Here is a 13,289-nt window from a genome sequence, read left to right on the forward strand (position 1 = left end):
CTCTGGTCGTGGAGGTGCCGGCCGGAACGGTGCACCGGGTCGACCTGGCCGGGCTGCTTGTCCAAGAGCTGCGGAATGCCGGTACGGAGCCCAGCGCACTGTCCGGCGTACTCTCGCTCCTCGTACTGGACGAAACGCCGCTGCCCGACCACCCGGCAGTGTCCCGGGGCCTTGGCGCCACGCTCGCTCTGGTGCAGGTCCTCGGTGACGTCGAAGTGGCCGGGGCCCTGTGGATCCTCACTCGCGGTGCCGTCGCGGCGGTCTCCGGTGAGGCGCCCGCCGACCCGGTGCAGGCGCAGGCCTGGGGTCTGGGCCGCGTCGCGGGTCTTGAACACCCTGAGCGCTGGGGCGGGTTGATCGATCTGCCCGCCGACTTCGATGAACGGGCGGGTACGCGCCTCGCGGCGGTGGTGGCCGGTTGCGGCGAGGACCAGGTCGCGATACGCGAGACCGGACTCCTTGGCCGCAGGCTGTCCCGCGCCCCTCAGACGAGCGGTTCCCCGTCGCGTCGGCAGCCGCGCGGAAGTGCGCTGATCACCGGTGGCACCGGCGAGATCGGCGGGCACGTGGCGCGCTGGCTGGCAGGGCAGGGTGCGCCTCGCCTGGTGCTGACCGGCCGCTCAGGGCCCGCCGCCCCCGGCGTCGCGGCGGCGGTGGCCGAACTGGCCGCGCGTGGCAGCTCCGTGGATGTCGTGGCGTGTGACACTGGGCAGCGTGCCGAGCTGGCCGCAGTGGTGCACTGGACCGGCGCGACCGGTCCCGTGCTGAGCGCCGTCGTGCACACCGAGGAGGGCATCGACGACAGGCCGATCGACGCCATCGACGTCGCGGAGCTCGCCCCCGTGCTCGCGGTGAAGGCGGACGCGGCGGCCTTGCTCGACGAGTTGACTGCGGATCTGGACCTCGACGCGTTCGTTCTGTTCTCCTCGGTCGCAGCCGTCTGGGGCGGCGGCCAGCAGCCCGGATTCTCCGCCGCGAATGCCTTCCTTGACGCGCTCGCGGAGAGCCGCCTTGCCGCGGGGAAGACCGCTACCTCGATCGCCTGGGGCCCGTGGAACGGCGGCGCGATGAGCTCCGGCGACGACGGGAACCAGCTGGAGCGGCGCGGGCTGCGGCTGATGAGCCCCGATCTGGCGGTCCAGGCGCTGGCCCAGGCCCTTGACGGTGACGAGGGCCTTGTGACGGTCGTCGACGTGGACTGGGCGCGGTTCGCCCCGCCGTTCACGCTGCGGCGGCCGAGCCCCCTCATCGAAGACCTGCCCGAGGTGCGGCAGGCCCTGGAGAGTCCCGGGGCGGAGAAGAGCGCCGACTCGGACACCAGCGCGTCCTTGAAGCAGGAGATGACCCCCCTGCCGACTGCCGAGCAGGACCGGATGCTTGTCGGCCTGATCAAGACCGAAGCAGCGGCCGTACTCGCCTACGCGTCGCCCGAGGCCATCGCTAGCGGGCGGGCCTTCAGCGACCTGGGCTTCGACTCCCTGACCGCCGTCGAACTCCGCAACCGGCTCGGTTCGCGAACCGGACTCAAGCTGCCCGCGACGCTGCTCTTCGACTACCCCAACCCGTCGGTGCTCGCCGGATATCTGCGCTCCGAGCTGCTCGGTCTGCAGGCGGCGAGCGGCGCCGTACTGGTGAGCACTGCGCCTTCGGACGACGATCCCGTGGTGATCGTCGGCATGGGCTGCCGCCTCCCCGGCGGGGTCAAGGACCCTGAAGAACTCTGGGAGTTGCTGGCTTCCGGTACGGACGCGATCGGGGCCTTCCCGCAGGACCGCGGCTGGGACCTGGACGGCCTGTACGACCCCGATCCGGATCAGGACGGGACGTCGTACGTACGTCAGGGCGGCTTCGTCTACGACGCGGCCGAGTTCGACGCCGGGTTCTTCGGTATCAGCCCGCGTGAGGCCCTCGCCATGGACCCGCAGCAGCGGCTGCTCCTGGAGACGTCCTGGGAGGCGCTGGAGCGGGCGGGCATCGTGCAGTCGACGCTGCGCGGCAGCAGGACCGGGGTGTTTGCGGGTGCGAGCTTCGCGGGATACGGCATCGCCGTCGACTCCGCCGAGGGCCTCGACGCCCACCTCCTGACGGGCACCACGACCAGCGTGCTCTCCGGCCGTGTGTCGTACACCCTCGGCCTCGAAGGACCGGCGGTGACGGTCGACACCGCCTGCTCGTCGGCGCTCGTGTCGGTGAACCTGGCCGCGCAGGCGCTGCGGTCGGGCGAGTGCTCCCTGGCGCTGGCCGGAGGCGTGTTCGTCGCGGCGACCGCCGACCTGTTCGTCTGGGTCAGCAGGCAGCGAGGGCTCTCTCCCGACGGCCGTTCCAAGTCGTTCTCGGCGGACGCCGACGGCATGGGCATCTCCGAGGGCGCGGGCATGGTGGTGCTCGAACGCCTGTCGGACGCCCGGCGCAACGGCCACCCGGTGCTCGCCGTGGTGCGCGGCGCCGCCGTGAACCAGGACGGCGCGTCCAACGGCCTGACCGCCCCGAACGGCCCCTCACAACAGCGGGTGATCCGCGAGGCCCTGGCCAGCGGACAGCTGTCCACCGCCGATGTCGACGTGGTGGAGGCGCACGGATCGGGGACGGTGCTCGGCGACCCGATCGAGGCGCAGGCGGTGATCGCCACCTACGGCCAGGACCGGCCGGATGGCCAGCCGCTGTGGCTGGGATCGGTGAAGTCCAACATCGGACACCCCCAGGCCGCAGCCGGTATCGGCGGCCTGATCAAGATGGTCCTCGCGCTGGGTCACAAGCAGTTGCCGCGGACGCTGCACGCGGACGAGCCTTCGCCGCACGTGGACTGGACGGCGGGCCAGGTACGACTCCTCACCGAGTCGAGGCCGTGGGAGACCGACGGTCGGCCGCGCAGGGCCGGAGTCTCGTCGTTCGGCGTCAGCGGTACCAACGCCCACATCATCCTCGAAGAGGCCCCCGAGTTCGCGGACGACGAGACCCCGGTGGAGACCGAGGACGCCGGAGCGCCGGACGTGGCTCCCGTGGCCGCCATCGACGCCCCCGGAACCTGTGCATGGCTGGTGTCGGGCCGTACGGCCGACGGCATGCGCCTGCAGGCGGCCCGCCTCGGCGAATACCTGGCTGTACGCCCGGAGCTCGACCCGGCGGGCGTGGCCCACTCCCTCGCGACGACCCGCTCCGTGTTCGAGTACCGGGCCGTGGTGACAGGCACCGGACGCCAGGAACTGGCGGAGGGGCTGGCCGCGCTGGCGGCCGGTATATCCGCGCCCGGCGTCGTCACCGGGTCGGCCGCGGCTGCCGAAGAGAGCGAGGCGGTGTTCGTCTTCCCCGGTCAGGGCGCCCAATGGGTCGGCATGGGCCTGGAGTTGCTTGATTCGTCCCCGGTGTTCGCGGACCGGATAGCCGACTGCGCGCGGGCCCTGGAACCGTACGTCGACTGGTCCCTCACGGATGTCCTTGCCGGAGCGGAGGGCGCACCCGCACTTGAACGAGCCGACGTGGTCCAGCCCGCGCTGTGGGCGGTCCTTGTGTCGCTCGCGGCGGTGTGGGAGGCAGCCGGTGTCACGCCGGGCGCGGTGGTGGGCCACTCCCAGGGCGAGATCGCGGCGGCCACGGTGGCCGGGATCCTGTCCGTCGAGGACGCGGCCAAGGTCGTGGCGGTACGGAGCCGGGCACTGTCCGGGCTCGGCACAGGCGGCGGGATGCTCTCCGTCGTCATGCCTGCCGATGCGGTACGCGAGCTGCTAGCCCCGTGGGGCGACCGGCTCTCCGTCGCGGCGGTGAACGGGCCCGCGGCCACCGTGGTCTCCGGCGAGACGGACGCCCTCGCGGAGTTCGGGGCCGAACTCTCGGCCCGGCACGTCATGCGCTGGCCGATCCCGGTGACCGACTTCGTGGCGCACTCGGCCGGGGTGGCGGAACTCGCGGATGAACTGACCCGGAGCCTGGCAGGGATCGAGCCGGGCGCCGGCCGGATCCCGCTGTTCTCCACCGTCGAATGCCGCTGGATGAACGGCCACGAGCTCGACCCCGGATACTGGTTCGCCAACGTCCGCCACACGGTCCGCTTCGACGAGGCGATCCGGGAGCTGGCCGCTGCCGGGAACCGCACCTTCGTCGAGGTGTCCCCGCAGCCGGTCCTCACCACCGGGATCGCCGAGACCATCGAGGACATGGGCGCGACCGGCGCCCCTGTCATCACAGGGACGCTGGACCGCGAGGACAGCGGCCCCCAGCGGCTCCTCAAGGCGCTCGCCCAGGTGCACGTGGGCGGTACCGCCGTCGACTGGAGGCAGGTGCTGCCCGCAGGACGGCGCACGGACCTGCCCACCTACGCTTTCCAGCACCAGCGTTACTGGCTCGGCGCGTCCCGCGCGTCCGCCCCGGTGGCGGTCGGCGGGGACAGCGCGGGAACCGAGGCCGAGGCCCGCTTCTGGGCGGCGGTCGAGAGCGGCGACCTGCGACACCTGACCGACACGCTGGCCCTAGACGGACAGAAATCGTTCACCGAGGTCCTCCCCGCGCTCGCTGCCTGGCGACGACGCGAACGGGAAAAGGACGTCACAGGGAACTGGCGGTACCGCGTCACCTGGGCCCCTCTCACCGACCCGGCACCGGCCGCACTGACCGGCACCTGGCTGGTCGCGGCCCCCGCGGAACAGGCAGACGGTACGCGGGAGTTGACCCAGGCGTGCGTACGAGCGCTCGCCGCCAGGGGCGCCAGGACCGAAGTCGTAGAGATCGAGCCGGGCACGGTACGGCGCGAGCAGCTGGCCGCCGACATCGCCCGCACCCTGGAGGCAGACGCCGACGGCGGGACACCGGCACGCGTGGCCGGAGTGGTCTCCCTGCTGGCGCTCGACGAGAGGCCCACCGCGGACAGGACCGAGGTGCCCGGCGGACTTGCGGGCACACTGACCCTGATCCAGGCCTTGTCCGACGCGGGCATCACCGCACCGCTGTGGATGCTCACCTCCGGGGCGATCGCCACCGGGCCCGGCGACGTGCTGACACGGCCGGTGCAGGCGCAGACCTGGGGGCTCGGCCGCGTCGTATCCCTGGAACAGCCGGAGCGCTGGGGCGGTCTGATCGACCTGCCCGCCGTGCTCGACGACCGGGCCGCGAGCCGCCTGTGCACGGTACTCGCAGGCTGCGGCGAGGACGAAGTGGCGATCCGGCCCGCGGGCATCCTGGGCCGCCGCCTGACCCGGTCCCCGCAGCCCAAGGCGGGCCAGGACCTGACCCCGCGCGGAACCGTGCTCATCACCGGTGGAACCGGCGCGGTGGGCGGCCATGTGGCCCGCGGTCTCGCCGACCGCGGTGCCGAGCGCCTCGTCCTGGCCAGCCGGTCGGGACCCGCAGCCAAGGGTGCGGCCCGGCTTGCCGCCAGCCTCGCGGCCGCCGGGGCCCACGTCGAGGTCAACACATGCGACAGCGCCCGGCGTTCCGACCTCGCCGCGGCGATCGGCCGCATCGGAGCGGGCGGTCCGCCGCTGACCGCGGTCATGCACACCGCGGGCGTGCTTGACGACGGCGTGCTCGACCGACTCACCACGGACCGGCTCGCCAACGCGCTCGCGGCCAAGGCAGCGGGCGCCGCCCACCTCGACGAACTGACCGCCGACCTCGAACTCGACGCGTTCGTCCTGTTCTCATCGGCCGCCGCCACCTTCGGTGGTGCGGGCCAGTCGAACTACGCCGCCGCGAACGCGTTCCTGGACGCGCTTGCGGAGAACCGGCGCTCGCGAGGCCTGCCCGCGCACTCGGTGGCCTGGGGCCCCTGGGCCGGAGAAGGCGTCTCCCAGGCGACCGACGCGGCCCGCCAGCGGCTGCGCCGCAACCGCTGGGAGGTCCTCATGGACCCGGACCTGGCGGTCAGGGCACTCGGCGGGGCCCTGGCAGGACCGGATCCCGTACTGACCGTGATGGACCTCGACCTGCCCGCGCTCGCGGCGGCTCCCGGGCAGGCGGATTTCCTCGACATACCGCTCCTGCGCGACCTGCCGGACGTACAGGAGCTGAAGGCGGCACGGCGCACCGAGAGCAGCGGGCCGCGTGACGAAGGAGAGCTGGCCGAGCGCCTCGCGGGCCTGTCGCGGGCTGAGCAGGACCGCATGCTCGTCGACACGATCCGCGGCGAGGCCGCAGCCGTGCTCGGCTACGCCACGTCCGACGGGGTCGATCCAGGACGCGCGTTCAGCGAGATGGGCTTCGACTCCCTGACCTCGGTCGAACTGCGCAACCGGATCGCCACCGTCACGGGCCTCGGGCTGCCCGCGACGCTGATGTTCGACTACCCCAACCCGACGGTCCTTGCCGATCACCTGCGGACGACGCTGCTCGGCGCCCTGGCCGAGAACCCGGCGGCCACCGATGGGCCCGCATTCGCGGCCACCGACGGCGATCCCATCGCCGTCGTGGCGATGAGCTGCCGGTTCCCCGGCGGAGTGAACACCCCTGCGCAACTATGGGAGTTGCTCGCCGCGGGCGGCGAAGGAATCTCGGGCTTCCCGCAGGACCGCGGATGGGACACGGAAGCCCTGTTCGACCCCGACCCGGCGCACGCGGGGACCACGTACTCCCGTGAGGGCGGATTCCTCCACCAGGCGACCCAGTTCGACGCGGGATTCTTCGGGATCAGCCCGCGCGAGGCCGTCGCGATGGACCCGCAGCAGCGGCTCCTCCTCGAACTCTCCTGGGAGGCCCTGGAGTCAACCGGCCTCGACCCGGCATCGCTGCGCGGCTCGCGCACCGGGGTGTTCATCGGCGGCTACTCGTCGAACTACGCCCTCGCCAGCCTCCAGCTCGCGGGACAGGACGGTGGCGGCGCCGGACAGACCGAGGGCCACCTGATCACCGGCAACGCGACAAGCATCATCTCCGGCCGAGTGTCGTACGTACTCGGTCTCGAAGGCCCGGCGGTGACGGTGGACACGGCGTGCTCGTCGTCGCTCGTCGCCTTGCACATGGCCGCCCAGGCCATGCGGTCGGGGGAGTGCTCGATGGCTCTGGTCGGCGGAGTCTCCGTCATGGCGACGCCGTGGGAGATGGTGGGCTTCGCCCGGCAGCGCGGCCTCGCGGCGGACGGCAGGTCCAAGGCGTTCTCGGCGGACGCCGATGGCATGGGCATGGGCGAGGGTGCAGGCATGGTAGTGCTCGAGCGCCTCTCCGACGCCCGGCGTAAGGGACATCGGGTCCTCGCGGTAGTGAGCGGCAGTGCGGTCAACCAGGACGGCGCGTCCAACGGTCTGACGGCCCCCAACGGCCCGTCCCAGCAGCGCGTCATCCGCGAGGCCCTCGCAAGCGCCCGGCTCACGCCGAGTGATGTGGACGCGGTGGAGGCGCACGGTACGGGAACCCCGCTCGGCGACCCGATCGAGGCGCAGGCCCTGCTCGCGACCTACGGCCAGGAACGCGCCGGGGAGCAGCCGTTGTGGCTCGGCTCGGTGAAGTCGAACATCGGACACACCCAGGCCGCCGCCGGAATGGCGGGTGTCATCAAGATGGTCCTCGCCCTCCAGCACGAGCAGCTGCCGCAGACGTTGCACGCGGATGAGCCGTCGTCGCACGTGGACTGGACGGCAGGTGACGTCAGGCTCCTGACCGAGTCGGTGCCGTGGCCGTCCGAGGGCCGGGTGCGTCGTGCAGGCGTGTCGGCATTCGGGATCAGTGGCACCAACGCGCACATCATCGTGGAGGAGGCCCCTGAGCTCGATGACAGCCTGTTGACCGAGCCGGTCGATGCACCTCCGTCTCCGGCGGTTGTCGGTTCCGGTGGGGTCGGCGCGTGGTTGGTGTCGGGGCGGTCTGCGGATGGGTTGGTGGCGCAGGCTGGTCGGTTGCGTGAGTGGGTGGTGGCGCGGCCGGAGTTGGAGCCGGTGGATGTGGGTTCGTCGTTGGCGGGTTCGCGGTCGGTGTTCGAGCATCGTGCGGTTGTGGTGGGCGGTGAGCGCGGGGCGCTTGTCAGTGGCCTGGAGGCTCTGGCGGGTGGTGTGTCGGCGGCTTCGGTGGTGTCGGGTGTCGCGCGGCAGGGTGCGCGGGTTGGTCTGGTGTTTGCGGGTCAGGGTTCGCAGTGGGTGGGGATGGGGCGGGGTTTGTATGAGGGCTGTCCGGTGTTTGCTGAGACCTTCGACCGTGTGTGTGGGCTGCTTGAGCTGGAGTTGGGTGCGTCTGTTGGTGCATCTGTACGGGATGTAGTGCTGGGTGTGGATGGGGTGGACGCGGGCCTGGTCGATCAGACGTTGTATGCGCAGGCGGGGTTGTTCGCCTTTGAGGTGGCGTTGGCTGCGGTGTTGGAGGCGGCTGGTGTGGTCGCCGATGCTGTGGTGGGTCATTCGGTGGGTGAGGTCGCGGCTGCGTACGTGGCTGGGGTGCTGTCGTTGGCGGATGCGTGCCGTTTGGTGGCGGCGCGTGCGCGGCTGATGCAGGAACTCCCCAGTGGCGGGGCGATGGCGGCCATTGGCGCGTCGGAGGCCGACGTGCTCGCCACTCTGGCGGACATACCGGGTGTGGTGGTCGCGGCGGTCAACGGTCCTGACTCGGTGGTGGTTTCGGGTGAGGTCGGTGCTGTGGATGCGGTGGTGGAGTCGTGGCGGGAGCGGGGCCGTCGAGTGCGGCGGCTGCGGGTCTCGCACGCCTTCCACTCCCCGGCGATGGATCCCGTACTGGATGAACTGGCCGGTGTGGCAGCTGGGTTGGAGTACCGGCGCCCGCACACCATGTGGGCTGGCGCGTTGAGCGGTGAGGTGCTGTCGGAGTGCGAGAGCGGGTATTGGCCTGCGCAGACGCGGCAGGCGGTGCGGTTCGCGGATGCGGTGGCTGCGCTTGCGGCGCAGGGTGTGTCGGTGTTCCTCGAGGTGGGCCCGGATGGTTCGCTGTCCGCGCTCGGCCCGGATGCGGTGGCCGGTGTCGGCGGCGACGAGAGCGTCTTCGTACCGCTCCAGCGCCGCAAGGAGCAGGCCGGACAGGGTGTCACTGGCCTGGTGACCGGCTTGGCGCGGGCGTTCGTCCATGGCGCGACCGTGGACTGGAGCGCGGTACTGCCCACGGGGGATCAGGTGGACCTGCCGACGTACGCCTTCCGGCACCAGCCGTACTGGCCCAAGGGAGTGCTGACCGCGCCTAACACCGGACCCGGTGCCGGTGGCGATGGTGCGAGCACGGCGGCCGAGGCCCGTTTCTGGGCTGCGGTCGAGGGCGCTGACCTGGCGCAGATCGCGGACACGCTGGCGCTCGACGATCAGAACCAACTCGGCGACATCCTTCCCGCGTTGGCAGCCTGGCGGCGCCGCGAGCAGGACAAGTCGGAGACCGCGAACTGGCGGTACCGCGTGACCTGGGCGCCGATTGCCGAGCCCGACGCCCGTGTGCTGTACGGGACTTGGCTGGTAGTGACCACGCCGGAGCAGGCAGGCGACGACCTCACGCGAGGATGCGTGGAGGCGTTGGCCGCCGGGGGCGCCGAAGTGGTGACCGTGGAGACGAGCGAAACGGCCGACCAGAAGGGGATGGCCGAGCGGATCGGCGCGATGCTTCCCGAGGCGGGAGTCTCCGGCGTCGTGTCGCTCCTCGCGCTGGACGAGGCACCTTTGCCCGCGCACCCGGCTCTTGCGAACGGTCTCGCGGGGACCCAGACGCTCGTCCAGACCCTGATCGCCCTGGGCGTCCACGCCCCGGCGTGGGTGCTCACTCGTGGCGCGGTCGCGGCCTTGCCGGGCGAGGCGCCGACGAGTCCGGTGCAGGCACAGGCCTGGGGTCTCGGCAGGGTCGCCACTCTGGAGCACCCCGACCACGGCGGTGGTCTGATCGACCTGCCCGTCGAACTCGACGAGCAGGCCGCGGCCCGCCTGTGCGCGGTGCTCGCCGAGTGCGGTGAGGACCAGGTCGCGATCCGCCCCAACGGGATCTTCGGCCGCCGCCTGACCAGGGCCGTGCAACCCCGCGAGAACGCGAGCCGCTGGGTACCCCGCGGCAGCGTGCTGATCACGGGTGGTACGGGTGCGATCGGCGGGCACGTGGCGCGCTGGTCGGCCGGACGTGGTGCGAAGCGGCTCGTCCTGATGAGCCGGTCCGGGCCCCGTGCCGGACAAGTTGCTGTGCTGGCCGCCGAGTTGGCGATCGCTGGGGCACAGGTGGACGTGATCGCGGCCGATGCCGCCGATGATGCCGCGCTGGCCGGAGTGATCGGCAGGATCGGTGCCGACGGACCGCCGCTGACCGCGGTGATGCACGCCGCGGGCCTCGGGCAGGCGACGGCACTCGACGAGATCTCGGTGGACGAACTGGCCGCGGTCATGGCGGCCAAGGCCGCGGGCGCCGCCGGTCTCGACCGGTTGACCGCCGACCTGGACCTGGACGCGTTCGTGCTGTTCTCCTCCATCGCTGCGACCTGGGGCAGCGGACTCCAGGCCGGCTACGCGGCGGCCAACTCCTACCTGGACGCCCTGGCGGAACACCGCCTGGCCCAGGGCAGGGCCGCCACCTCGGTGGCCTGGGGCCCGTGGGGCGGCGGTGGCATGACCGACGACGAGGGCGCTGTCCAGATGCAGCGGCGCGGACTGCGTCTGATCGACCCGGAACAGGCCATCCAGGCCCTGGCCCAGGTGCTCGACGGCCAGGAACCGCTGATGACCGTCGTGGATGTGGACTGGGCGCGGTTCGCGCCGCCGTTCACGATGCGGCGGCCGAGCCCGCTCGTCGAGAGCCTGCCCGAGGTCATCGACGCACTGGCCGCGGCGGAGAACAACAGCGGTGCGGCCGACCCGGCGGCAGGCAGCGCGCTCGCCGAGCAACTGGCGGGACTGACGCGGGCGGAACAAGACCGGCTCCTGACCGACCTCGTACGGACCGAGGCCGCCGCCGTCCTTGGTCACGCGAGCATCGACCTCGTCGAGGCCGACCGGTCCTTCAGCGACCTCGGGGCCGACTCGCTGACCGCCGTCGAACTGCGCGACCGTCTCGGCGCGGCCACCGGCCTGCGCCTGCCGAGCACGCTCCTCTTCGACTACCCCACCCCCGCCGCGCTCGCCGATCACCTGCGGGCCGGCCAGACCCAGGAGACGAGCGCGGCCCAGCCGGTGCTCGTCGAACTGGACAAGCTGGAAGGCATGCTCGCCACGCTGACCGGCGACGACGAATCCGCCCAGATCACGAACCGGCTCGAAGTCGTGCTTTCGAAATGGAAGGAAGCGCGAGAGCGGATCGCCGAAACCGGCGTTGAGGAGAAGCTGGAATCGTCAACCGACGACGAAGTCTTCGACTTTATCGGCAAGGAACTTGGAATTTACTGACTCGGCGAACGCCGCGACTTCCTCGACGGGGTGACGTAAGTGAGCGAAGAAAAGCTCCGCTATTTTCTCAAGCGGGTTACTACGAATCTGCACGAGACTCGGCAGCGTTTGCAGGAACTGGAAGCGGCCGGCGATGAGCCGATCGCGATCGTAGGCATGAGCTGCCGGTTCCCCGGCGGCGTGCGCAGCCCGGAGGCCCTCTGGGAACTGCTCGACGCCAAGGGGGAATCGGTTGCGGGCCTGCCGCAGGACCGGGGCTGGGGCCTCGGTGACAGCGACGACCCCGATTCCGGGGCGGCTGAGGTACAGGCGGGCAATTTCATCTACGACGCGACCCGGTTCGACGCGGGATTCTTCGGGATCAGTCCGCGCGAAGCCTTGTCGATGGACCCGCAGCAGCGGCTGCTGCTCGAAGTGGCCTGGGAGGCGCTTGAGCGCGCCGGCGTGGACCCCGCGTCGCTGCGCGGTTCCGCGACGGGTGTGTTCGCGGGCGCGTCCACATCCGGATACGGCTGGATATCGGGCCGCCAAGGTGAGCTCGACGGCCAGGTGATGACCGGCAATGCCACGAGTATCCTGTCCGGCCGCATCTCCTACACCCTGGGCCTCGAGGGCCCGGCGGTGACGGTGGACACGGCGTGTTCGTCCTCGCTGGTCTCGATGCACCTCGCCGGGCAGGCGTTGCGGTCCGGGGAGTGCTCGATGGCCCTCGTCGGGGGCGCTTTCGTGGCGGCGACCCCGGTGCTGTTCACCGACTTCAGCCGGTCGCTCGGACTGTCTCCTGACGGACGGTGCAAGACCTTCTCCGCCGGGGCCAACGGCATGGGAGTCGCCGAGGGCGCCGGTGTCGTGGTGGTGGAGCGGCTCTCGGACGCGCGGCGCAACGGGCACAAGGTGCTCGCGGTCGTACGGGGCAGCGCGATCAACCAGGACGGTGCGTCCAACGGTCTGACGGCGCCCAACGGCCCGTCCCAGCAGCGTGTGATCCGTGCGGCGCTGGCCAGCGCTCGCCTCTCCACCCAGGACGTCGACGTGGTGGAGGCGCACGGCACGGGGACCCCGCTCGGCGACCCGATCGAAGCGCAGGCGCTGCTCGCCACGTACGGCCAGGATCGGCCGGATGACCGTCCGTTGTGGCTGGGCTCGGTGAAGTCCAACATCGGACACACCCAGCAGGCCGCCGGTATGGCCGGGATCATCAAGATGGTCCTGGCCCTCCAGAACCGACAGCTGCCCGCGACACTGCACGCGGACGAGCCGACACCGCAGGTGGACTGGACGGCCGGGGACGTGCGGCTCCTTGCCGACCACGTGCCGTGGTCGGCGGACGGCCGGGTGCGTCGTGCCGGTGTGTCGGCGTTCGGCATGAGCGGCACCAACGTCCACATCATCCTGGAGGAGGCCCCGGCCCACGACGCCGGGAAGCCGGAGGTGTCCCCCGAGGACGGCGAGGGCGGCGAGCTGCTTGAGGCCACCCAGGACGAATCCGCTGAGGCAGCCGAGGAAGAGGTTGCCGCTCCCGCTGTGCTCGATACGGACGCGGTCGGTATCGGTGCCGGCGCGTGGGTGGTGTCGGGCCGGTCGGCGAAGGGCTTGTCCGGGCAGGCGTCCCGGTTGCGCGAGTGGATGGTGGCGCGGCCCGAGTTGGTGCCGGTGGATGTGGCGTGGTCGTTGGCGGCGACGCGGTCGGCGTTCGAGCACCGGGCGGTGGTTCTTGGCGGTGGCCGTGAGGAGTTGCTGAGCGGCCTGGAGGGTGTTGCCGCTGGTGTTTCCGCGGGTTCGGTGGTGTCGGGGGTCGCGCGTTCGGGCGTGCGGACGGTGTTTGTGTTCGCGGGGCAGGGGGCCCAGTGGGTGGGTATGGGCCGGGAGTTGGCTTCGTGCAGTCCGGTGTTCGCGGCGCGGCTTGCTGAGTGTGAGCGGGCGTTGGCGGCGTATGTGTCGTGGTCGTTGTCTGATGTTCTGTCGGGTGTGGAGGGTGCGCCGGGGTTGGGGTCGGCGGATGTGGTGCAGCCGGTGTTGTGG

At 71.5% G+C, this 13,289-nt stretch carries 2 protein-coding genes; both read left to right on the forward strand.

The window, feature by feature from the left end; all coding sequences use genetic code 11:
• Window positions 1–14 precede the first annotated feature (14 nt).
• Window positions 15–11,267, forward strand: a complete 11,253-nt coding sequence (locus tag ACIBCK_RS39000) for a type I polyketide synthase (RefSeq protein ID WP_399398098.1) — start codon at window positions 15–17, stop codon at window positions 11,265–11,267.
• Window positions 11,268–11,306: 39 nt separating this feature from the next.
• The coding region (locus ACIBCK_RS39005; RefSeq protein ID WP_399398100.1) for a type I polyketide synthase at window positions 11,307–13,289 on the forward strand (1,983 nt) is incomplete at its 3' end.

This window comes from Streptomyces sp. NPDC051218 (genome assembly GCF_044455475.1).
Classification (GTDB): Bacteria; Actinomycetota; Actinomycetes; order Streptomycetales; family Streptomycetaceae; genus Streptomyces.